The 23,293-nt window shown below is 71.6% G+C and carries 14 protein-coding genes; 11 read left to right on the forward strand and 3 right to left on the reverse strand.

From position 1 onward, the window contains the following. Positions 1 to 11 precede the first annotated feature (11 nt). The 4 genes from dapF (at position 12) to hflX (ending at position 6,338) form a co-directional block, all read left to right on the forward strand. Positions 12 to 896, forward strand: coding sequence for a diaminopimelate epimerase (gene dapF / locus BX283_RS29540; protein WP_373979306.1), 885 nt, complete (start codon positions 12 to 14; stop codon positions 894 to 896). A 139-nt stretch (positions 897 to 1,035) separates the two neighbouring features. Further along, entirely contained in the window at positions 1,036 to 3,123 is a 2,088-nt protein-coding gene (locus BX283_RS29545; protein ID WP_101390508.1) for a bifunctional (p)ppGpp synthetase/guanosine-3',5'-bis(diphosphate) 3'-pyrophosphohydrolase, read from the forward strand. A gap of 80 nt (positions 3,124 to 3,203) precedes the next feature. After that, a complete protein-coding gene (locus tag BX283_RS29550) occupies positions 3,204 to 4,652 on the forward strand; it encodes a M1 family metallopeptidase (protein WP_101390509.1) in 1,449 nt (482 codons plus the stop codon). Between the two features lie 180 nt (positions 4,653 to 4,832). Next, positions 4,833 to 6,338 (forward strand): GTPase HflX, encoded by a 1,506-nt coding sequence (gene hflX, locus BX283_RS29555; protein ID WP_101390510.1) that lies wholly within the window; start codon positions 4,833 to 4,835, stop codon positions 6,336 to 6,338. 100 nt (positions 6,339 to 6,438) lie between these two features. On the opposite strand, the gene BX283_RS29560 is transcribed toward hflX, so the two are convergent. Together BX283_RS29560 and BX283_RS29565 are read right to left on the reverse strand one after the other, a co-directional pair. Further along, complete coding sequence (locus tag BX283_RS29560) at positions 6,439 to 7,608, reverse strand: serine protease (RefSeq protein WP_101390511.1); 1,170 nt, start codon at positions 7,606 to 7,608, stop codon at positions 6,439 to 6,441. A 213-nt stretch (positions 7,609 to 7,821) separates the two neighbouring features. Beyond that, positions 7,822 to 9,045 (reverse strand): serine protease, encoded by a 1,224-nt coding sequence (locus BX283_RS29565; protein ID WP_180357284.1) that lies wholly within the window; start codon positions 9,043 to 9,045, stop codon positions 7,822 to 7,824. 403 nt (positions 9,046 to 9,448) lie between these two features. On the opposite strand from BX283_RS29565, the gene BX283_RS29570 reads away from it, so the two are divergent. The 5 genes from BX283_RS29570 to BX283_RS29590 all read left to right on the forward strand — a co-directional run bounded on the left by BX283_RS29570 (position 9,449) and on the right by BX283_RS29590 (position 18,092). Further along, a complete protein-coding gene (locus tag BX283_RS29570) occupies positions 9,449 to 10,858 on the forward strand; it encodes a diaminobutyrate--2-oxoglutarate transaminase family protein (protein ID WP_101390513.1) in 1,410 nt (469 codons plus the stop codon). 28 nt (positions 10,859 to 10,886) lie between these two features. Next, positions 10,887 to 12,818, forward strand: coding sequence for an IucA/IucC family siderophore biosynthesis protein (locus BX283_RS29575; RefSeq protein WP_257583926.1), 1,932 nt, complete (start codon positions 10,887 to 10,889; stop codon positions 12,816 to 12,818). Between the two features lie 152 nt (positions 12,819 to 12,970). After that, positions 12,971 to 14,005 (forward strand): GNAT family N-acetyltransferase, encoded by a 1,035-nt coding sequence (locus BX283_RS41065; protein WP_101392642.1) that lies wholly within the window; start codon positions 12,971 to 12,973, stop codon positions 14,003 to 14,005. A gap of 132 nt (positions 14,006 to 14,137) precedes the next feature. Next, the gene (locus BX283_RS29585) at positions 14,138 to 16,084 is read left to right on the forward strand and encodes an IucA/IucC family siderophore biosynthesis protein (RefSeq protein WP_373979640.1); all 1,947 of its coding nucleotides are present in this window, start codon (positions 14,138 to 14,140) and stop codon (positions 16,082 to 16,084) included. Positions 16,085 to 16,121: 37 nt separating this feature from the next. After that, entirely contained in the window at positions 16,122 to 18,092 is a 1,971-nt protein-coding gene (locus BX283_RS29590) for an ATP-dependent DNA helicase (RefSeq protein ID WP_101390515.1), read from the forward strand. Positions 18,093 to 18,194: 102 nt separating this feature from the next. Here the strand turns inward: BX283_RS29590 and lexA are convergent, their stop codons facing one another. Continuing rightward, positions 18,195 to 18,989 carry a transcriptional repressor LexA gene (gene lexA, locus BX283_RS29595; RefSeq protein WP_067165097.1) on the reverse strand — a complete coding sequence of 265 codons (795 nt, stop codon included), beginning with the start codon at positions 18,987 to 18,989 and terminating at the stop codon, positions 18,195 to 18,197. Between the two features lie 644 nt (positions 18,990 to 19,633). Between lexA and nrdR the strand changes: the two genes are divergently transcribed. Next, positions 19,634 to 20,155 carry a transcriptional regulator NrdR gene (gene nrdR / locus BX283_RS29600; RefSeq protein WP_101390516.1) on the forward strand — a complete coding sequence of 174 codons (522 nt, stop codon included), beginning with the start codon at positions 19,634 to 19,636 and terminating at the stop codon, positions 20,153 to 20,155. Positions 20,156 to 20,296: 141 nt separating this feature from the next. Further along, the gene (locus tag BX283_RS29605; RefSeq protein ID WP_101392644.1) at positions 20,297 to 23,191 is read left to right on the forward strand and encodes a vitamin B12-dependent ribonucleotide reductase; all 2,895 of its coding nucleotides are present in this window, start codon (positions 20,297 to 20,299) and stop codon (positions 23,189 to 23,191) included. The last annotated feature ends 102 nt before the right edge of the window (positions 23,192 to 23,293 follow it).

The following is a 23,293-nucleotide window of genomic DNA, read 5'->3' on the forward strand; positions in this document are numbered from 1 at the left end:
CGATTGACGGCGTGAACAACACCTCGCCGCTCACCTTCCTCAAGGGCCACGGGACCGAGAACGACTTCGTGATCCTCCCCGACCCGGACAACACCGTCGACCTGCCCGCCACCACCGTCGCCCGCCTCTGCGACCGCCGGGCCGGCATCGGCGGCGACGGGCTGCTCCACGTCGTGCGCAGCGCCGCGCACCCCGAGGCGAAGGCCATGGCCGGCGAGGCCGAGTGGTTCATGGACTACCGCAACTCGGACGGCTCGATCGCCGAGATGTGCGGCAACGGTGTGCGCGTCTTCGCCGGGTACCTCCAGCGCGCCGGGCTCGTCGAGGAGGGCGACCTGGCGATCGCCACCCGGGGCGGGGTCAAGAAGGCGCACATCGCCAAGAGCGGCGACGTCACGGTCTCCATGGGCCGCGCCGTGCTGCCGGAAGAGGGCGTCACCGTCGAGGTGGAGGGCCGTAGCTGGCCCGCCCGCAACGTCAACATGGGCAACCCGCACGCGGTCGCCTTCGTCGAGGACCTGGCCCACGCGGGCGAACTGCGTTCGGTGCCGCCGTACAGCCCGGCCGCCGTCTACCCGGAGGGTGTGAACGTCGAGTTCGTCGTCGACCGGGGCCCCGGCCACGTGGCGATGCGCGTGTACGAGCGCGGCTCCGGCGAAACCCGCTCGTGCGGCACCGGCGCGTGCGCGGTCGCCGTGGCGGCGGCCCGCAGGGACGGCGCGGACCCCGCCGTCACCGGCGCCCCCGTGACGTACACGGTGGACCTCCCGGGCGGGACCCTGGTGATCACGGAGTTCCCCGACGGCGAGATCGAGATGACCGGCCCCGCCGTGATCGTCGCCGAAGGTGTGATCGACCCGGCGCTGCTCGCGGCGGTTGAAACGGCCGTGGCCTGAACCTTCGCTCGAATGGGTGATCCGGTTCACGCTGAGCGAGAGCCGGACTGCGCCACGTGGTGGGGTCGGTAGCATCAAGCACCGGCCCGGAGGGCGCGCCTGCCTTTCCACCGCCGGTCGATGCTGCCGGAGGTGCCCCATGAGTGCAGAGGCCACGAATCCTGACGCACAGAGTCGCCGACGCGGCCTTCCCAGGATCGACCTCCGCAGGCTGGGCCGGGCCGCCCTGCTGGGCCCCACCTCGCGCGACCGGCTGCCCGACGCCATCGGGCACGTCGCCGAGGCGCACCGGGCCCACCACCCCGACGCCGACCTGGCGGTGCTGCGGCGCGCGTACGTCCTCGCGGAAACGTCCCACCGGGGCCAGTTCCGCAAGAGCGGCGAGCCGTACATCACGCATCCGCTGGCCGTCACCCTCATCCTGGCCGAACTGGGCGCCGAAACCACCACGTTGACGGCCTCGCTGCTGCACGACACCGTCGAGGACACCGAGGTGACGCTCGATCAGGTACGGGCGGAGTTCGGCGAGGAAGTCACCTATCTGGTGGACGGCGTCACCAAGTTGGAGAAGGTCGACTACGGCGCGGCGGCCGAGCCCGAGACCTTCCGCAAGATGCTCGTCGCCACCGGCAACGACGTACGCGTGATGTCGATCAAACTCGCGGACCGGCTGCACAACATGCGCACCCTGGGCGTGATGCGCCCGGAGAAGCAGGCGAGAATCGCCAAAGTCACCCGTGACGTGCTGATTCCGCTGGCCGAGCGGCTGGGGGTGCAGGCGCTCAAGACCGAGCTGGAGGATCTGGTTTTCGCCATCCTCCACCCCGAGGAGTACGAGCGCACCCGGGCGCTGATCGCGGCCAACTCGGGCCATGAGGACCCGCTGACCACCATCGCGGACAACGTCAGGGCGGTCCTGCGCGAGGCCGGCATCAGTGCCGAAGTCCTCATCCGGCCACGGCACTTCGTCTCCGTCCACCGCGTCCAGCTCAAACGCGGAGAGCTGCGCGGCACCGACTTCGGCCGGCTGCTTGTCCTGGTCGCCGAGGACGCCGACTGCTACGCCGTCCTCGGTGAGCTGCACACCTGCTTCACCCCGGTGATCTCCGAGTTCAAGGACTTCATCGCCGCCCCCAAGTTCAACCTGTACCAGTCGCTGCACACGGCGGTGGCGAGCTCCGACGGCGCGGTGGCCGAAGTCCTCATCCGCACCCACCAGATGCACCGGGTGGCCGAGGCCGGCGTCGTCGCCCTCGGCAATCCCTACGCCGGGGGCGGGCCCGGCGACGGCGCCGACCCGGCGGCCGACGAGCGCGAGGACCCCACCCGGCCCGGCTGGCTCTCCCGCCTCCTGGACTGGCAGCAGAACGCGCCGGACCCCGACACCTTCTGGTCCTCCCTACGGGAGGAACTGGCGCAGGACCGCGAGATCACCGTGTTCTGCGCCGACGGCCGCACCCTGGGTCTGCCGGCCGGAGCGAGCTGCGTGGACGCCGCGTACGCCCAGCACGGCGAGGCCGCCCACCGCTGCATCGGCGCGCGCGTCAACGGCCGTCTGGCGACGCTCAGTACGGTGCTGAGCGACGGCGACACCGTGCAGCTGCTGCTCGCCCAGGACGCCTCCTCCGGGCCGTCCCCGGACTGGCTCGACCACGCCAGGACCCCGGCCGCCCGGATCGCCATCACCGGCTGGCTCGCCGCCCACCCCGAAGGGGTCAAGGTCCCGGCGGCCGCCCCCCGCCCGCAAATCTCCGTCACCACCGACCGGCGCAGCGCCGCCAACGCCGTCACCGACCTGCCGGACGCGACCGTACGGCTCGCGGGGTGCTGTACGCCGGTGCCGCCGGACGCGGTCACCGGCTTCGCGGTGCGCGGCGGCGCCGTGACCGTGCACCGCGAGGAGTGCCCGGCGGTGGCCCGTATGACGGCGCTCGGACGGGCCAGGGTCGGGGTGCGCTGGGGCGAGACCGCCGCCTGCCGGGTCACCCTGGTCGCCGAGGCGTTCGGGCGCCCGCGCCTGCTCGCCGACCTCACCGAGGCCATCGCCACCGCGGGCGCCGCGATCGTCTCCGCCACCGTCGAGCCGCCCAGCGAGCAGCGCGTGCGGCACACCTACACACTTCAGCTGCCCGACGCCGCCGAGCTGCCCGCCCTGATGCGCGTGATGCGCGATGTGCCGGGGGTGTACGACGTGAGCCGCGCGCAGCACCCGGCGGCCGCCGGCTGAACCGTCGGGCCGACGCTCGTTCGGGTGGGGGTGGTGCGCGTCGGCCCCGCCCTCGCACGGTGTGCTGGTAGCGGTAGGGCATGCTGCTCTCCTCACGCCGTGTGCGTGCCGCTCTGCTGGCCACCGCAGCCGCCTGTGTCCTGGCCGCCGCTCCGCCGCCGCCCGCCCCGGCCGGAATCGGCGACCCGCTCTTCCCGACGCTGGGCAATCCCGGGTACGACGTCCTCGCGTACGACATCGGATTCACCTATCAGGGCGACAACAGCAAGCCGATGGAGGCCGTCACCACCATCGACGCCCGCGCCATCGGCTGGCTCGACCGGATCAACCTGGACTTCGCGCACGGCACCGTCCACGGCGTCGAAGTCAACGGGAGGCAGGCCGAGTTCGCGAGCGCCGAAGAAGACCTGGTCATCACCCCGCGCCACCCGGTGTACCCGGGCGAGGAGCTGCGGATCACCGTCCGGCACACCAGTGATCCGCGCGGCGCCGAGGACGGCGGCTGGGTGCGCACCACCGACGGCCTGGTGATGGCCAACCAGGCCGACGCCGCGCACCGCGTGTTCCCGTGCAACGACCACCCCTCCGACAAGGCGATGTTCACCTTCCGGGTGGACGCCCCCAAGGAGTACACGGTCGTCGCGAACGGGCTGGAGACGGGCCGTACGTGGGCGGGCGGCCGGGCCGTCTCCACGTACCGCAGCGAGCATCCGATGGCGACCGAGCTCGCCCAGGTCTCCATCGGCCGCTCGGCCGTGGTGCGCCGCACAGGGCCGCACGGGCTGCCCGTACGCGACGTGGTCCCGGCGGCCGACCGGCAGCGGCTGGAGCGCTGGCTGAAGAAGACACCCGCCGAGATCGCGTGGATGGAGAACCTGGTCGGTCCGTACCCCTTCGAGACGTACGGCGTCCTGATCGCCGGCGCGGACACCGGGTTCGAGCTGGAGACCCAGACCCTCTCGCTCTTCGAGCGGTCACTGTTCGTGCGCACCGGGTTCCCCGAGTGGTACGTGGACTCGGTGATGGTGCACGAGCTGGCCCACCACTGGTTCGGCGACAGCGTCTCCCCGCGCGCGTGGTCCGACCTCTGGCTCAACGAAGGGCACGCCACCTGGTACGAGGCTTTGTACGCGCAGGAGCACGGCAAGCGGCTCCTGGAGACCCGGATGCGCGAGGCCTACCGCCAGTCCGACGCCTGGCGCGCCGCGGGCGGGCCGCCCGCCGCTCCCAAGCCGCCCGCCCCCGGCCAGAAGATCAGCATCTTCCGGCCCGTCGTGTACGACGGGAGCGCGCTGGTGCTGTTCGCCCTGCGGCAGGAGATCGGGGAGGCGAGGTTCGGCGAGCTGGAGCGGCGCTGGGTGAGCGACCACAGGGACGGCACGGCCACCACCGCCGACTTCACCCGCCTCGCGTCCGAGATCGCCGGTCACGACCTCGCCGGATTCTTCCAGGGCTGGCTGTACGGGGCGAAGACGCCGCCGATGCCCGGGCACAAGGACTGGCGCAGCGCCGCGCCCCGGCACGCCTAGGCGAACGAGCCTCGTCTCCGGCCCCGCAGGGCGCCGGAAACCGGGGTGACGGCCCCGGTGGCACCGTGCGACCATCGTCGGGTCGGCGGCGCCGCCGGGGCCGGATTCCACCCGGGAATCTTTCGGGTCCATTACGCGTTGTGACCGACGTAACCGCAATTCCAACGACGTAAGGATCCAATGACCTCCTCTTCATCCCCTTCCCAGGACGAGCAGAGCTTCGCGGAGAAGAACCGCACCGAGAGCCTTCGGGCCGATGCCCTGATGGAAGAGGACGTCGCCTGGAGCCACGAGATCGACGGCGAGCGGGACGGCGAGCAGTTCGACCGCTCCGAGCGTGCCGCCCTGCGGCGTGTGGCGGGCCTCTCCACCGAGCTGGAAGACGTCACCGAGGTCGAGTACCGCCAGCTGCGCCTGGAGCGCGTCGTGCTGGTGGGCGTCTGGACCACGGGCACGCTGAAGGACGCGGAGAACTCCCTGGCGGAGCTCGCGGCCCTCGCCGAGACGGCGGGCGCGATGGTGCTCGACGGTGTGTACCAGCGCCGTGACAAGCCCGACCCGGCCACCTACATCGGCTCCGGCAAGGCGCAGGAGCTGCGGGACATCGTCCTGGAGTCCGGCGCCGACACCGTGGTCTGCGACGGTGAGCTCAGCCCCGGCCAGCTCATCCATCTGGAAGACGTCGTCAAGGTCAAGGTGGTCGACCGGACCGCGCTGATCCTCGACATCTTCGCCCAGCACGCCAAGTCCCGAGAGGGCAAGGCCCAGGTCTCGCTCGCCCAGATGCAGTACATGCTGCCCAGGCTGCGCGGCTGGGGCCAGTCGCTCTCCCGGCAGATGGGTGGTGGCGGCTCCGGCTCGTCCGGTGGCGGCATGGCCACCCGTGGTCCCGGTGAGACCAAGATCGAGACGGACCGGCGGCGGATCCGCGAGAAGATGGCGAAGATGCGCCGGGAGATCGCGGAGATGAAGACCGGCCGCGAGATCAAGCGCCAGGAGCGCCGTCGCAACAAGGTCCCCTCGGTCGCCATCGCCGGGTACACCAACGCGGGCAAGTCCTCGCTGCTCAATCGCCTCACGGGCGCGGGCGTGCTGGTGGAGAACGCGCTGTTCGCCACCCTCGACCCGACCGTGCGCCGGGCCGAGACCCCCAGCGGGCGGCTCTACACACTGGCCGACACCGTCGGGTTCGTCCGGCACCTGCCGCACCACCTGGTCGAGGCGTTCCGCTCCACCATGGAGGAGGTCGGCGACTCCGACCTGATCCTGCACGTGGTGGACGGCTCGCACCCGGCTCCGGAGGAGCAGCTGGCCGCCGTGCGCGAGGTGATCCGCGAGGTGGGCGCGGTCGACGTGCCCGAGATCGTGGTGATCAACAAGGCGGACGCGGCGGACCCGCTGGTCCTCCAGCGCCTGCTGCGGATCGAGAAGCACTCCATCGCGGTCTCGGCTCGTACGGGCATGGGCATCGAGCAGCTGCTCGGCATCATCGACGCCGAACTGCCGCGCCCCGAGGTCGAGATCGAGGCCCTCGTGCCGTACACGCACGGACAGCTGGTCTCGCGGGCGCACGCCGAGGGCGAGGTGATCTCCGAGGAGCACACCCCGGAGGGCACCCTGCTCAAGGCGCGGGTGCACGAGGTGCTGGCGGCGGAGCTCGCTCCGTACGTACCGGCCAAGCACTGACCACGCGCGCGGCCGGGCACTGACCGGCCCGCTCGGACGAACAAGGCCCGCCCCCTCCGTGCAAGGGGGCGGGCCTTGTCGTCGTCAGGGGCCGTCGGCCTTACCGGCCGCCGTACTTCTGACTCATCTGGGTGAAGATCTGCTGGGCGCCGGCGCCCAGCTGGGGTCCGGCCAGCCACCCCGAAGTGACCGGGCCGATCGAGGTGTTGGAGACCAGCTCCGCCTTGCCGCTCTTGCCGGTGATGAACCAGCCGCCACCGGAGGAACCGCCGGTCATCGTGCAGCCGATGCGGTACATCGCGGGCGTGCTCGGGGCGACCGAGAGGCGGCCCGGGCGGTCGACGCACTTGAACATCTTCAGGCCGTCGTACGGCGGCGCCGCCGGGTAGCCCCAGGCGCCCATCGCCGAGACGGAGTGCGCGTCCGGCGTCGAGAAGTTGACGGTCAGCGCGTTGCCGACGGTCTCTTCGAGCGACTTGGTGCCGCTTTCCGGCTTCACGTGCAGCACGGCGTAGTCGTACGGGGCGCCGGTGCCGCCGGTGTGGCCGCCGCCGGCGATCCACTCGCCCGAGGTCGAGGCCCAGTCGGCCCAGTAGGCGCCGTACGGGGCGATCTCCTGCGACTGCGCGTTGCGCAGCTGCGCGTCCGACTTGCCCTGGTCGTTGTAGGCCGGGACGAAGGCGATGTTGCGGTACCAGCCGCCCTTGGCGCCCGCGTGGACGCAGTGGCCCGCGGTCCAGACGAGGTTGGACTTGCCGGGGTGCGCCGGGTCCTTCACGACGGTGCCCGAGCACACCATGGAGCCCTCGGGGGAGTCGAAGAACACCTTGCCGACCGGGGCGGCGTAGTTGTGGTACGGCAGGCTCTCCGCCTTGGCCTGGACGGGCCGCGGCTCCGGGTCGCTGATGCCGGGGGCGCCGTTGACGTCACCGGCGGCCATGGTCTTCTGCGGGTCCTTGGCGGACCGCATCCGCTCCGGCTTCCACAGGCCCGCGATGACCGGGTTGACGAAGTCCTTGGCCTCGCGCAGCCACTTGGACTCGTCCCAGTTCTTCCAGTCGCCGTTCTTCCACTTGTCGAGGTCGACGCCGTGCTTCTTGAGGGCGCCGGCGACGTCGTCGGGCAGGCCCTGGTCGCCCTTGCCCTGGGCGGTGCTCGACGCGGACGGCTTGCTGTCCGCGCCGTCGTCGCCGGGGCCGCACGCGGTGGCCGTCAGCGCGAGTGCCGCCACGAGGCCGGTGGAGGACAGCAGCGGACGTATGGATCGCATGGAAACGATTCCCCCTGAGTGTTGCTCGTACGTTGTTCAGTTGCGCGTGCCGGACGGCACGCCGGGACGGCGTGTTGCCATGGGCACGTCATATGCGGAAACGAGTCTTCCGGGACCGCCGTTTCGCAGCCCCCCACTATGCCGGTAGCTCGTGGGGGTTTCGTACAGGGGTCCGGGGGCTCTCGTGGAGAGAGCCCCCGGACACCGCCGGGCCTAGCGGCCCGCGTACTTGTTGCTGACCGAGTCGTACACGCCCTTGGCCTCCGGGCCCAGACGCGGGCCCGCCAGCCAGCCGGCCGTCACCGGGCCGATCGAGGTGTTGGAGACCAGCGCGGGCTTGCCGTCGGCGCCCGCGGCGATCCAGCCGCCGCCGGAGGAACCGCCGGTCATGGTGCAGCCCAGGCGGTACATCGTCGGGGTGCTGGCGTCGAGCGAGAGCCGGCCCGGCTTGTCCTTGCACTGGTACAGCTTCTGGCCGTCGTACGGCGGCGCGGCCGGGTAGCCGTTCGCCGTCATGCTCGCGATCTTCGGGACGGCCGGGGCGTTGAAGTCCACCGGCAGTGCCGTACCGACCGTCTCCTCAAGGGACTTGTTGCCCTTGCCCTTCTCGGGGGTGACGTGCAGCACCGCGAAGTCGTACGGAGCGCCCTGGCCGCCGGTCGGGCCGCCGCCCTGGATCCACTGCTGCGAGGTCTGCGCCCAGTCGGCCCAGAACACGCCGTACGGCGCGATCTGCTGCCGGGTCGCCTTCCGCAGCTGCGCGAGCGACATGTCGTCGTTGTTGTACGAGGGCACGAAGGCGATGTTGCGGTACCAGCCGCCCTTGGCGCCCGCGTGGACGCAGTGGCCCGCCGTCCACACCATGTTGGACTTGCCGGGGTGCGCCGGGTCCTTCACGACGGTGGCCGAGCAGACCATCGAGCCCTCGGGGCCGTCGAAGAAGAGCTTGCCGAGCTCCGGCAGGCTCTGGTGGTACGGGGCCTTCTGGGCCTTGGCCCTGACAGGCGCCGGGGTCGGGTCCGTCACGCCCTTGTCGCCCGAGATGTCGTTGGGGACGGGCTTCTGCGGGGGCTTCTCGGCCTTCCGCATCCGGTCCGGGTCCCACAGGTCCTGGATGATCGGGTTGACGAAGTCCTTGGCCTCACGCAGCCACTTGGACTTGTCCCAGTTCTTCCACTCGCCGTTCTTCCACTTGTCCGGGTCGATGCCGTGCTTCTTGAGCCGGTCCTTGATGTCGTCCGGGATCTGGAGGCCGTCGTCGCCCGAGGCCGCCGAAGCGGTCGGCTTGGAGTCGGCCTTGTCGTCGCCGCCCGGACCGCACGCGGTGGCGGTCAGGGCGAGAGCGGCCGTGAGGCCGAGCGCGGCCAGCACGGGGGAGGTCCGGCGATGTGCGCCCCTCCCACCACGGGCCGCGGAATTCGGACGTGTCGGTCGCATGTTCTTGATCCCCCTGGGACTTCGGTACTGACGCTGCTGATGCGCGGTGCAGCCACCGTTGCTCCACCGCTTGCCGTTACTGAAGCGAACCCGCCGGCTTCGTCGAAGCCGGCGGCCCACCTCGCCCCGGCCGAAAAGTTCCGGCCGAAGTGCGGCCCCCACTATGCCGGTGCCGGTTGGGACGGTGCGCGGCAGGGCCGCGGTTCCGCTCCGCAAGGATCTTCGTGCTTGCCCGTGATCCTCCGGCCCCGGCGTCGTTGGTACGTACGGGGGACGACACGCCAGCGTTCAGCCCCACCGTTCGCACCGGGCAACGGGCGTGCCACGGAACCGTCACAGGGTCCCGGTGCGCGGCTGGCACAGCAGGCACAGCGGAGCGCGCACCGTGGGAGGACCAGAACTCGTGGCCGTGACCGAATCCGTGCCGGCACCAGCGCCGGCCGAGCTTCCGACCACATCCCCGCAGGTCCCGCCCGCCCACGAGGGGATCCTGCGGCGGCAGTCCCTGCGCGAGTCCGCCGCCCGGACGTACGCCCGCTCGCTGCCGATCGTGCCCGTGCGGGCCCGCGGACTGACCATCGAGGGGGCGGACGGGCGGCGTTACCTCGACTGCCTCGCGGGCGCGGGCACGCTGGCCCTCGGGCACAACCACCCGGTCGTGCTCGAAGCCATCCGCAAGGTCCTCGACTCCGGCGCCCCGCTGCACGCGCTCGACCTGGCCACCCCGGTCAAGGACGCGTTCACCACCGAGCTGTTCGCCACCCTGCCGCGCCCCCTGGCCGACCACGCGCGGATCCAGTTCTGCAGCCCGGCCGGGACGGACGCGGTCGAGGCCGCGCTGAAGCTGGTGCGCACCGCGACCGGCCGGGGCGGGCTGCTCGCCTTCACCGGGGCGTACCACGGCATGACGGCCGGCGCCCTCGACGCCTCGGGCGGCGCCTCCAGCGCCCGGGTGACCCGGCTGCCCTACCCGCTCAACTACCGCTGTCCGTACGGAGTGGGGGGCGAACGCGGTGCCGAACTCGCCGCCCGGTGGACCGAGAGCCTGCTCGACGACCCCAAGGGCGGGGTGCCCGCCCCCGCCGGGATGATCGTCGAGCCGGTGCAGGGCGAGGGCGGGGTGAACCCCGCGCCCGACTCCTGGATGCGCCGGATGCGCGAGATCACCGCCGCCCGCTCCATCCCGCTCATCGCCGACGAGGTGCAGACCGGCGTGGGACGCACCGGCGCCTTCTGGGCCGTCGAGCACAGCGGGATCGTGCCGGACGTGATGGTCCTCTCCAAGGCCATCGGCGGCTCGCTGCCGCTTGCCGTGATCGTCTACCGCGACGACCTCGACGTCTGGCAGCCCGGAGCCCACGCGGGCACCTTCCGGGGCAACCAGCTCGCCATGGCCGCGGGCACCGCGACCCTCGCCTACGTCCGCAAGAACCGGCTCGCGGAACGCGCCGCCCTGCTCGGCGGCCGGATGCTCGCCCGGCTCCAGGGCCTGGCGACGGACCACCCCACCATCGGCGAGGTCCGCGGCCGGGGCCTGATGATCGGCGTCGAACTCGTCGACCCCGAGCGCGAGGACCCCCAGACCGGCACCGCGCCCGCCGCGCCCGCGCTCGCCACCGCCGTCCAGCGCGAGTGCCTGCGCCGTGGCCTCATCGTCGAACTCGGCGGCCGCCACTCCAGCGTCGTACGGCTGCTGCCTCCTCTCACCCTCACCGACGAACAGGCGGTCGCCGTCCTCGACCGGCTGGCCGACGCCCTGGCCGCCGCGGAGCGCGCGACCCGCCACCGGACCGATGCCGGGCCGTCCCACTGACCCGGTCCACCACACAAGGAAGCCCACCGTGAACCGCATCCCCGCACCCGACGCGCCCGACGGCCCCGGCCGCCCCACCGCCCCTTGCGGCCCCCTTGCGGCAGAGACGGCGACGGTGCCGCGCCAGAAGGCGGGGATCCACGGCGAACGGCTGCCCGCCGCCGACCCGGCCGAGCCCCACCAGGACCGACCGGCCCATGTCCCCGTGGGCCAGGACCTCCTGGAGCAGGAGCCGCTGGACCACCCGGACCCGGAAGCCGCCGCCGAGGCCGCGGCCGTCGAGAACCTGCTCCGCTGCTGGGTACGGGAGAACGACCTCGCCGCACCCGAGGGGCCCGTGCTGCGCATCCCGCTGCGCGCCAGCGGCACCGCCCTGCTCGTCCCCGTCCGGTACTGGTCCGCCACCGGATGGCACCGCTTCGGCATGCCTCAGCTGGAGGGCGCCCCGCACGGCGCCCCGGCCGCCGACGCCGTCACCGTGGCCGCCCTGATCAACCGCGAGTCCGGCCGCAGCGAGGGCGCCGATCTGGTGGGCCGCGTCGCGGATTCGGTCCGGCGCACCGCCGAGTTCATTGCCGAACGCCGCCACCACCCCGGCCCCGCCGATGAGGCCGACCTCTTCCTCTCCGCCGAACAGTCCCTCCTCCTCGGTCACCCCCTCCACCCCACCCCGAAGAGCCGCGAAGGGCTCTCCGAGGCCGAAGTACGCCTCTACTCACCCGAGTTGTACGGCTCCTTCCCGCTCCACTGGATGGCCGTCGACCGCACCGTCCTCGCCGCCGACTCGGCCTGGACGGACGGCGGCCGACCGGTCGCCGCCGACGAACTCACCGCCCGGCTCGCCGCCGGACTCCACGTCCCGGCGAACACCGTGGCGCTGCCCTTGCACCCCTGGCAGGCACGCGAGCTCGCCCACCGGCCGGACGTCGTCGAACTGCTCGACGCCGGGTTCCTGCGCGACCTTGGCCCCCACGGCGACCCCTGGCACCCCACCTCCTCCGTCCGTACCGTGCACCGGCCCGGCGCCGACGCCATGCTCAAGCTCTCCCTCGGCCTGCGCATCACCAACTCCCGCCGGGAGAACCTCCGCAAGGAACTCCACCGGGGCGTGGAGGTCCACCGGCTGCTGCGCACCGGTCTCGCCGAGCAGTGGCAGGCGGCGCACCCCGGGTTCGACATCGTCCGCGACCCGGCCTGGCTGGCCGTCGACGCCCTGGACGGCCAACCGGTGCGCGGGCTCGACGTGATGATCCGCCACAACCCCTTCGGCCCCAGCGACGACGCCGTCTGCATCGCCGCCCTGACCGCGCCGCGCCCCCTGCCCGGCCGCCCCGACACCGCGACGCACTCGCGGCTCGCGGACATCGTGGCCAAGCTCGCCGCCCGCACCGGCCGCCCGACCCCGGCCGTGGCCGCCGAGTGGTTCCTGCGCTACCTCGACCAGGTCGTCCGCCCCGTGCTCTGGCTGGACGCCACGGCGGGGATCGCGCTCGAAGCCCACCAGCAGAACACGCTGGTGCTGCTCGACCCCGAGGGCTGGCCCGCCGGCGGCCGCTACCGCGACAACCAGGGCTACTACTTCCGCGAGTCCCACCGGGAGGCCCTCGAACGCCGACTGCCCGGAGTCGGCACCGCCAGCGACACCTTCGTCTCCGACGCCGTCACGGACGAACGCTTCGCCTACTACCTCGGCATCAACAACGTCCTCGGCCTCGTCGGAGCCTTCGGGGCCCAGCGCCTGGCCGACGAGCGCGTGCTCCTCGCCGCCCTGCGGCAGTTCCTGGCCAAAGCCACCGCGCTCGGCTCGCCGCTGCCCGCTTATCTGCTGGACAGTCCGACCCTGCGCTGCAAGGCCAACCTCATGACCCGGCTGCACGGCCTCGACGAACTCGTCGGCCCGGTCGACACCCAATCCGTCTACGTCACCATCGCCAACCCCCTTCACACCAACGGAACTTGATCCCCACGACTTGATCCCCGCGACTTGATCCGCTGCGAACAGCTGAATGACGAGAGAGGAGCGTCGCCGTGCCTCCCACCGATGCGAGCACCGACGCCGACGCCGGAGCCGGTCCCTCCCCCCGGTCCGGCGGCCCCGAGGACACGCTGGACATGCGGCTGCCCTACGAACTCGTCGCGCTGTTCGGGGAGGCGAGAGCGGACGGGGCGGGTGGAGTGGCCCCGGCGGGTGTGGCGAAGGTGCGAGGCGGCGAGGACGGCGCCCCGGACCCCGACAGGCTCCCGGAATCGAACCTTCCGGAATCGGGCGTCCCGGAATCGGGCGTCCCCGACTCGGGCGTCCCCGACTCCCGGACCCCCGACGCCGGAGCGCCGGGCCGCGCAACCCCCGGCCCCGACGCGGCCGAGCCCGCGACGGCAGGTGCGGAAGCGGGCGCCCGTCATCCGTCACCACTCCAGCCGGAGCCGGAGCCGGAGCCGGAGCCGGAGCCCCAACCTGGCCGCTCCCATCCGGCCCGCCGCACCCCCCACTCGTATAACTCCGTCGGCGCCACCCACTTTGCCCCCCACACCGGTGCTCACCTCACCCCACACACCGCCCCTCACCCCCACGGCGACGACCTGCTAGACCACCCCGAGGCGTGGGGACCGGTCACTACGCGCGTCGGGGCCTTCCAGCTCGTACCCGTCCGTGTCGAACGTGACCTCTCCCTTCTGAGTGCCTGGATGAACGATCCCGCCGTGGCCGCCTTCTGGGAGCTGGCCGGGCCCGAGTCGGTCACGGCGGCCCATCTCCGGCCCCAACTCGACGGCGACGGGCGGAGCGTGCCGTGCCTCGGGGTGCTCGACGGCGCGCCGATGAGCTACTGGGAGATCTACCGGGCCGATCTCGACCCGCTGGCCCGGCACTATCCGGCGCGTCCGCACGACACCGGTATCCACCTCCTCATCGGCGGTGTCGCCGATCGCGGGCGCGGGGTCGGCACCGCGCTGCTGCGGGCCGTCGCCGATCTCGTACTCGACAACCGGCCGCTCTGTCCCCGTGTGGTCGCTGAACCCGATCTGCGCAACACGCCCTCCGTCTCCGCCTTTCTGAGCGCCGGCTTCCGGTTCTCCGCGGAAGTCGACCTTCCCGACAAGCGGGCCGCCCTCATGGTTCGTGATCGCGCGCTCAGGAACCTGCTGTGAACCACCCGCTGCCCTACATACACCGCTCGAACCGCATCGGTTCCACCCCGAGGAGTCGCCTTGCCGAACCCGCTTGTCCCCGATGATTCCGAGGAACGGGAGGAGCCACTCACACCGTCCACACCGCCTGGGCTGTCCACACCACCAGCGCCGCCCGCGCCGCCCCCACTGCCCACGCCGCCCGAGCTGAACCGCGAAGCCTGGGACCGCGCGGCCCGTCGGCTGCTCGCCAAGATGCTCGGGGCCTTCGCGTACGAGGGGATCATCGAGCCGGTCGCGCAGCGGGACGGCGGAGCCGAGGACCCCCGAGCGGACGATCTCGAACCACCCGTAACCCCCGTGGCCCCCGAAGCCGCCGAAGACTCCCCGGGGCCGGGCTGCGCCTCCCACAGCACCACCCACCACACCCCGCACGGCGTCCCCCGCCGCCCCTGCACCCGCTACACCCAGTCCCTGGACGACGGCTCCGCCCTCTCCTTCCGGGCCCGGCGCGGCGCGTACGACGACTGGCTCGTCGACGCCGACTCCGTCAGCCACGGCGGCCGGCCCTTCACCGACCCGCTCGCCTTCCTCGTGCGCGCCCGCCGCACGCTCGGGCTCGACGGCGCCACCTTCGGCCACCTCGTCGGCGAGCTCACGGCCACGCTCGCCGCCGACACCCGCCTCGACCACACGGCGCTGCCCGCCGCCCGCCTCGCGGAGCTCGGGTACGCGGAGCTGGAGGGCCACCAGACCGGGCACCCCTGGCTCGTCCTGAACAAGGGGCGGGTCGGGTTCTCGGCCGTCGACGCCGCCCGGTGGGCCCCCGAGGCCCGCAGGCCGGCCCGGCTGCCCTGGATCGCCGTCCGCACCGACCTGGCCCGCTACCGGGGCGTCGGCGCGCTCGCCACCCCCGACCGGCTCTACGCCCGGGAGCTCGACCCGGCGGTCCGCGAGGGCTTCGCCGCCGCGCTACGCGCGCGTGACCTCGCCCCGGACGACTACCTCTATCTGCCCGTCCACCCCTGGCAGTGGGACGAGGTGGTGCTGCCGCTCTTCGCCCCGGCCGTCGCCGAAGGCGCGATCGTCCCGCTGCCGGGCGACGCCGACCTGCGGCTGCCGCAGCAGTCCATCCGGACCTTCCTCAACACCTCGCGCCCCGACCGGCACACCGTGAAGCTGCCGCTGTCCATCCTGAACACACTGGTGTGGCGAGGGCTGCCGACAGAGCGGACGCTCGCCGCCCCTGCCGTCACGGCCTGGGTGCACGCCGTGCGCGACGCCGATCCGTTCCTGCGCGACGAATGCGGGGTGATCCTGCTCGGAGAGGTGGCCTCCGTGGCGGTCGAGCACCCGCTGTACGACCACCTCGCCGAGGTTCCGTACCAGTACAAAGAACTGCTCGGGGCGATCTGGCGCGAGCCGCTGCAGACCCGCCTCCAGGCGGGCGAACGCGCGCGTACCCTCGCCGCACTGCTGCACACCGACCCGCAGGGACGTGCCTTCACCGCCGAACTCGTCGCCCGCTCGGGCCTCGCCCCCCAGGTCTGGCTGCGCCGGCTGTTCGGCGCGCTGCTGCCGCCGCTGCTGCGGTTCCTCTACCGCTACGGGACGGTCTTCTCGCCGCACGGGGAGAACGCCATCGTCGTCTTCGACGACCACGACGTGCCCGTACGCCTGGCGATCAAGGACTTCGTCGACGACGTCAACATCAGCGCGGAACCGCTGCCCGAGCACGACACGATGCCCGAGGACGTCCGGGACGTCCTGCTGACCGAGCCGCCCTCCTTCCTCACCCAGTTCATCCACTCCGGTCTCTTCGTCGGCGTGTTCCGCTATCTCGCGCCGCTGTGCGAGGAGCAACTGGACGTTCCGGAGGACGACTTCTGGGCGCTGGTGCGCGACGAGATCCTGCGCCACCAGGCGCGCTTCCCCGAGCTCAAGGAGCGCTACGAGACGTTCGATTTGCTCACGCCTCGTATCGAGCGGCTCTGCCTCAACCGGAACCGCCTGCACCTGGACGGCTACCGGGACCGCCCCGAGCGCCCGCACGCGGCGGTCGCGGGCACCGTTCCGAACCCGCTCGCGCCGCCGACGTGATCCGATTGTCAGTGGTGCCCCGTAGGGTTAACGGGCTATGACGAAGCCATCTCTCCCCGAGCTCCTGCACGCCGCCGTCGCCGCCGTCGGCGGCCTGGAGCGCCCCGGCCAGGTCACCATGGCCACGGCCGTCGCCGACGCCATCGACAGCGGCTCCCACCTGCTCGTCCAGGCCGGCACCGGCACCGGAAAGTCCCTGGGCTATCTGGTGCCGGCGCTGGCGCACGGCGAGCGCGTCGTGGTGGCCACGGCGACCCTGGCGCTCCAGCGGCAGCTCGTGGAGCGCGATCTTCCGCGTACGGTCGACGCGCTGCACCCGCAGCTGCGCCGCCGTCCGGAGTTCGCCATGCTCAAGGGCCGGTCGAACTACCTCTGTCTGCACCGCCTGCACGAAGGGGTGCCGCAGGAAGAGGAGGACGGTCTCTTCGACCAGTTCGAGGCGGCCGCGCCCACCAGCAAGCTGGGGCAGGACCTGCTGCGGATGCGCGACTGGGCCGACGAGACGGAGACCGGCGACCGGGACGACCTGACGCCCGGCGTCTCGGACCGCGCCTGGGGCCAGGTGTCCGTCTCCTCCCGGGAGTGCCTGGGCGCCTCGAAGTGCGCGTACGGGGCGGAGTGCTTCGCGGAGATGGCCCGCGAGCGCGCCAAGCTCTCGGACGTGGTGGTCACCAACCACGCCCTGCTCGCCATCGACGCCATCGAGGGCGCCCCGGTGCTCCCGCAGCACGAAGTGCTGATCGTCGACGAGGCGCACGAGCTGGTCTCCCGGGTCACCGGCGTCGCCACCGGCGAGCTCACCCCGGGGCAGGTCAACCGGGCCGTGCGGCGGGCCGCCAAGCTCGTCAATGAGAAGGCCGCCGACCAGCTCCAGACCGCCGCCGAGGGCTTCGAGCGGCTGATGGAGCTGGCGCTGCCCGGCCGCCTCGAAGAGATCCCGGAGGACCTCGGATACGCCCTGATGGCGCTGCGTGACGCTGCTCGTACGGTGATCTCGGCGCTCGGCTCCACCCGCGACAAGTCCGTGCAGGACGAGGACGCGGTGCGCAAGCAGGCCCTCGCGGCGGTCGAGAGCGTCCACGGCGTGGCCGAGCGGATCTCCAACGGATCCGAGTACGACGTCGTCTGGTACGAGCGGCACGACCGCTTCGGGGCTTCCCTGCGGGTCGCTCCGCTGTCCGTGTCGGGGCTGCTGCGGGAGAAGCTCTTCGCCGACCGGTCGGTGGTGCTCACCTCGGCCACGCTCAAGCTCGGCGGTGACTTCAACGGGGTGGGCGCGTCGCTGGGCCTCGCGCCGGAGGGCACCGAGGGCGAGGACGTCCCGCAGTGGAAGGGCATCGACGTCGGCTCGCCCTTCGACTACCCGAAGCAGGGCATCCTCTACGTCGCCCGGCATCTGGCCACGCCGGGCCGTGAGGGCTCGCGCGGCGACATGATGGACGAGCTGGCGGAGCTGGTCGAGGCGGCCGGTGGCCGGACACTGGGCCTCTTCTCGTCGATGCGGGCCGCCCAGGCCGCCGCCGAGGAGCTGCGCGGGCGTCTGGACAAGCCGATCCTGCTCCAGGGCGAGGACACGCTGGGCGAGCTGATCAAGACGTTCGCGGGCGACCCGGAGACCTGTCTGTTCGGCACGCTCTCCCTCTGGCAGGGCGTGGACGTGCCGGGCGCGAGCTGTCAGCTGGTGGTCATGGACCGGATCCCGTTCCCCCGGCCCGACGACCCATTGATGAGCGCCCGCCAGAAGGCGGTGGAGGAGGGCGGCGGCAACGGCTTCATGGCGGTCGCCGCGACCCATGCCGCGCTGCTGATGGCCCAGGGCGCGGGCCGACTGGTCCGGGCGACGGGGGACCGGGGTGTCGTCGCCGTCCTCGACCCCAGGCTGGCGAACGCGCGGTACGGCAGCTATCTGCGGGCCTCGCTGCCGGACTTCTGGTACACCACGGACCGCAATCAGGTACGCCGCTCGCTCGCCGCGATCGACGCGGTCGCCAAGGCCGACGGGAAGTAGCACCCGGCGCATCGGCCCCGGCCGCCGGGAGCGGCGCCCGGATACGACAGGGCCCCGGGACCGGCGCAGTGGGTCCCGGGGCCGGTCCGGCCGGCGGGTCGGTCAGACCCGCCGCAGCACCGCCACCACCTTGCCGAGGATGGTCGCCTCGTCGCCGGGGATGGGCTGGTAGGCGGCGTTGTGCGGGAGGAGCCAGATGTGGTTGTCCTCGCGCTTGAACCGCTTGACCGTGGCTTCGCCGTCCAGCATCGCGGCGACGATGTCGCCGTTCTCCGCGACCGGCTGGCGGCGCACCGTGACCCAGTCGCCGTCGCAGATCGCGGCCTCGATCATCGAGTCGCCGACGACCTTCAGGACGAAGAGCTCACCGTCGCCGACCAGCTGGCGGGGGAGGGGGAAGACGTCCTCGACCGACTCCTCGGCGAGGATGGGGCCACCGGCGGCGATCCGGCCGACCAGCGGCACATAGGAGGCCGCGGGCTTGCCTGTGGTGTCGGTGGGCTGGGTGCTGGGCTGGTCCGAGCCGCGCACCTCGTACGCCCGTGGGCGGTGGGGGTCGCGGCGGAGGAAGCCCTTGCGCTCCAGGGCCATGAGCTGGTGGGCGACGGACGACGTGCTGGAGAGACCCACCGCCTGACCGATCTCCCGCATCGACGGCGGGTACCCCCGGCGCTGCACCGAGTCCCGGATGACCTCGATGACCCGCCGCTGCCGGTCGGTGAGACCGGAGCTGTCCGCCCTGATGCCCGGAGGTCGGCCGGGCAGCGAGCGGGTGGCCCGCGCGGGGTCGCCGCCCTCCTGGTTCGTGACTGCGTCATTCATGGCATGCACCGGCTCAAGTCGGGTCTGGGAGCGGTCCTGGGCAGTGATGGTGGCACTGTCTGCGGTGGTGGTCACGTCGGCCCCTCTCGAAATGGTCTCCCTAGCTGGACAACGGTAGTTGCTTTCGAAAGGTTGCGCCAAACACACGTTCGAGTGAAAAAACGCAGAAAGCGTGACGTGATGATGGAGCCGGGTGTATGCGGGCACCCTTGCCGGGCCGGTGGGCAGGCAATTCGGTCGATTACGGTACCCTTCACCGCTGAGGTCACCGCTGCGGCCGGAGCCCGCGGGCGCCGCCCGGGAGCGTCGCCGGCGGTCGCCGGACCGTGCGTGCGTACGACCGCGGCGCGATGGCCGGTACCGGGCTCCCAGTCTGCCATCCGACCGCCCGGAAACGGGGTCGGGCGCGCCCGCCGGCGGTTCCCGATCCGGGGTTCCGGCAGCGGCCGGCCGGTGCTCCGTAGCCCTCCGGGCCCGCGCGGACACGGGCCGGAATCACGCCTCTCGGCGCTGTTCCCTGCGCGACCGCCCCGCGACACGCGGTAGTGGGCAGTTGGCGGCAAAACCCCAGATCTAGTGGTTGGATTGGCACCGCCACCCAGAAGTTGTGGTTGTGGTCCTTGGGGCTGCGGTCATCGCCTATGCTTGTGGCTGCTTCGCGGGGCCTGTTCAGGCCCGACGAGGCCATTCAGTCGTGCTGCGAAGGAGGGTTGGGATCCATGCACTGCCCCTTCTGCAGGCACCCCGACAGCCGTGTCGTCGACAGTCGGACGACCGACGACGGCACGTCGATCCGCAGGCGCCGTCAGTGCCCCGACTGCTCCCGTCGTTTCACGACGGTGGAGACGGCCTCGCTGATGGTGATCAAGCGGTCGGGCGTCACCGAACCCTTCTCGCGCACCAAGGTCATCTCTGGCGTCCGCAAGGCGTGCCAGGGGCGGCCGGTCACCGAGGACGCCCTCGCCAAGCTCGGCCAGCGGGTCGAGGAGGCGGTGCGCGCCACCGGCAGCGCCGAGCTGACCACCCATGACGTGGGTCTGGCCATACTCGGCCCCTTGCAGGAGCTCGACCTCGTCGCGTACCTGCGCTTCGCGTCCGTGTACCGGGCGTTCGACACCCTTGAAGACTTCGAGGCCGCCATCGCGGAACTGCGCGAACAACGGCCTCCCGCGGACGACGCGGACGCGCGCGTGGCCGGAGTGACCCCCGAGGTCCCCGTGCCCGCCACCGCTGCCGACTGACCGGCGTACCCCGGTCGCCGATCGGCGGCAATCCAGGACCTGTCACGGGCGCCCGCGCGGCGTCCGGGGCACCAGACACACACCGTGCCACGGGAACATTCGGGCACTTTTGGGCGTTTTCGCCCGCGTATGGGAGGCGGCATGACAGAGACGGCGAGCGGCCCGGCACGAGGATCCCGCACCAAGGGTTCCAAGGCGACCAAGGGTCTGCGCATCGAGCGCATCCACACCACCCCCGGAGTGCATCCGTACGACGAGGTGGCCTGGGAGCGTCGTGACGTCGTCATGACCAACTGGCGCGACGGCTCGATCAACTTCGAGCAGCGTGGCGTCGAGTTCCCCGACTTCTGGTCGGTGAACGCGGTCAACATCGTCACCAGCAAGTACTTCCGCGGGGCCGTAGGCACCCCGCAGCGCGAGACCGGCCTCAAGCAGCTCATCGACCGGATCGTGAAGACGTACCGCAAGGCCGGCGAGGACTACGGCTACTTCGCCTCGCCCGCGGACGCCGAGATCTTCGAGCACGAGCTGGCGTACGCCCTCCTGCACCAGATCTTCAGCTTCAACAGCCCGGTGTGGTTCAACGTCGGCACGCCCCAGCCGCAGCAGGTCTCGGCCTGCTTCATCCTGTCCGTCGACGACTCCATGGAGTCGATCCTCGACTGGTACAAGGAAGAGGGCATGATCTTCAAGGGCGGCTCCGGCGCCGGCCTGAACCTCTCCCGTATCCGCTCCTCCAAGGAGCTGCTCTCCTCGGGCGGCAACGCCTCCGGCCCGGTCTCCTTCATGCGCGGTGCCGACGCCTCCGCCGGCACCATCAAGTCGGGCGGCGCCACCCGCCGCGCGGCCAAGATGGTCATCCTCGACGTCGACCACCCCGACATCGAGAACTTCATCGAGACCAAGGTGAAGGAAGAAGAGAAGATCCGCGCGCTGCGCGACGCGGGCTTCGACATGGACCTGGGCGGCGACGACATCACGTCCGTCCAGTACCAGAACGCCAACAACTCGGTCCGCGTGAACGACGAGTTCATGAAGGCCGTCGAGACCGGCGGCAAGTTCGGGCTGCGCGCCCGGATGACCGGTGACGTCATCGAAGAGGTCGACGCCAAGTCCCTCTTCCGCAAGATGGCCGAGGCGGCCTGGGCCTGCGCCGACCCGGGCATCCAGTACGACGACACGATCAACCACTGGCACACCTGCCCGGAGTCCGGCCGCATCAACGGCTCGAACCCCTGCAGCGAGTACATGCACCTGGACAACACGTCCTGCAACCTCGCCTCGCTGAACCTCATGAAGTTCCTCAAGGACGACGGCGAGGGCCACCAGTCCTTCGAGGTCGAGCGGTTCGCCAAGGTCGTCGAGCTGGTCATCACCGCGATGGACATCTCGATCTGCTTCGCGGACTTCCCGACGCAGAAGATCGGCGAGAACACCCGCGCCTACCGCCAGCTGGGCATCGGCTACGCCAACCTCGGCGCCCTGCTGATGGCCACCGGCCACGCGTACGACTCGGACGGCGGCCGCGCGCTCGCCGGTGCCATCACCTCGCTGATGACCGGCACCTCGTACAAGCGCTCCGCCGAGCTGGCCGCGGTCGTCGGCGCGTACGACGGCTACGCCCGCAACGCCGAGCCGCACCAGCGCGTCATGAAGCAGCACGCCGACGAGAACGCCAAGGCCGTCCGCATGGACGACCTGGACTCGCCGATCTGGGCCGCCGCCACGGAGGCCTGGCAGGACGTGGTCCGGCTGGGCGAGAAGAACGGTTTCCGCAACGCTCAGGCGTCGGTCATCGCCCCGACCGGCACCATCGGTCTCGCGATGTCCTGCGACACCACCGGCCTGGAGCCCGACCTCGCGCTGGTCAAGTTCAAGAAGCTGGTCGGCGGCGGCTCGATGCAGATCGTCAACGGCACGGTCCCGCAGGCGCTGCGCCGCCTCGGCTACCAGCCGGAGCAGATCGAGGCGATCGTCGCCCACATCGCCGAGCACGGCAACGTGATCGACGCCCCGGGCCTGAAGACCGAGCACTACGAGGTCTTCGACTGCGCCATGGGTGAGCGCTCCATCTCCGCGATGGGCCACGTCCGCATGATGGCCGCCATCCAGCCGTGGATCTCCGGCGCGCTCTCCAAGACGGTCAACCTGCCGGAGACGGCGACCGTCGAGGACGTCGAGGAGGTCTACTTCGAGGCGTGGAAGATGGGCGTCAAGGCGCTCGCGATCTACCGCGACAACTGCAAGGTCGGCCAGCCCCTCTCCGCGAAGACCAAGGAGAAGGAGAAGGCGGAGGTCACGGAGAAGGCCGAGGCCGAGATCCGCAAGGCCGTCGAGAAGGTCGTCGAGTACCGCCCGGTCCGCAAGCGTCTGCCCAAGGGCCGTCCGGGCATCACCACCTCCTTCACGGTCGGTGGCGCCGAGGGCTACATGACCGCCAACTCCTACCCGGACGACGGTCTGGGCGAGGTCTTCCTGAAGATGTCCAAGCAGGGCTCGACCCTCGCGGGCATGATGGACGCCTTCTCGATCGCCGTCTCTGTCGGTCTGCAGTACGGCGTGCCGCTGGAGACGTACGTCTCGAAGTTCACCAACATGCGCTTCGAGCCGGCCGGTATGACGGACGACCCGGACGTGCGGATGGCGCAGTCGATCGTCGACTACATCTTCCGCCGCCTGGCGCTGGACTTCCTGCCGTTCGAGACCCGCTCGGCGCTCGGCATCCACTCCGCCGAGGAGCGTCAGCGTCACCTGGAGACCGGTTCGTACGAGCCGACCCTGGACGACGAGGACATGGACGTCGAGGGCCTGGCCCAGTCCGCCCCGCGCCAGACCGAGACGCTGAAGGCCGTCGCCGCGCCCAAGCCGGCGGTCGTCGAGCCCCCGAAGGCCGTGCACAACTCGGCCGAGCTCGTCGAGATGCAGCTCGGCGTCAGCGCCGACGCGCCGCTCTGCTTCTCCTGCGGCACCAAGATGCAGCGGGCCGGCTCCTGCTACATCTGCGAGGGCTGCGGCTCGACCAGCGGCTGCAGCTGATCACGGACGCTCGTACCCCGAGCGCTGACTGAGGGCCGACAGGCCCTGCCCCGTGGGGACCGGTGAACTTCCGGTCCCCACGCGGGCGTTCAGGGGGTGTGC

Source organism: Streptomyces sp. TLI_146, from assembly GCF_002846415.1.
GTDB lineage: Bacteria > Actinomycetota > Actinomycetes > Streptomycetales > Streptomycetaceae > Streptomyces.

Bases quoted from the DNA above. Each gene is read 5' to 3' on its own strand.
- BX283_RS29545 (WP_101390508.1), top strand. From the start codon at position 1,036: ATGAGTGCAGAGGCCACGAATCCTGACGCACAGAGTCGCCGACGCGGC.
- BX283_RS29550 (WP_101390509.1), top strand. From the start codon at position 3,204: ATGCTGCTCTCCTCACGCCGTGTGCGTGCCGCTCTGCTGGCCACCGCA.
- hflX (WP_101390510.1), top strand. From the start codon at position 4,833: ATGACCTCCTCTTCATCCCCTTCCCAGGACGAGCAGAGCTTCGCGGAG.
- BX283_RS29560 (WP_101390511.1), bottom strand. From the start codon at position 7,608: ATGCGATCCATACGTCCGCTGCTGTCCTCCACCGGCCTCGTGGCGGCA.
- BX283_RS29565 (WP_180357284.1), bottom strand. From the start codon at position 9,045: ATGCGACCGACACGTCCGAATTCCGCGGCCCGTGGTGGGAGGGGCGCA.
- BX283_RS41065 (WP_101392642.1), top strand. From the start codon at position 12,971: ATGCGGCTGCCCTACGAACTCGTCGCGCTGTTCGGGGAGGCGAGAGCG.
- BX283_RS29590 (WP_101390515.1), top strand. From the start codon at position 16,122: ATGACGAAGCCATCTCTCCCCGAGCTCCTGCACGCCGCCGTCGCCGCC.
- nrdR (WP_101390516.1), top strand. From the start codon at position 19,634: ATGCACTGCCCCTTCTGCAGGCACCCCGACAGCCGTGTCGTCGACAGT.
- BX283_RS29605 (WP_101392644.1), top strand. From the start codon at position 20,297: ATGACAGAGACGGCGAGCGGCCCGGCACGAGGATCCCGCACCAAGGGT.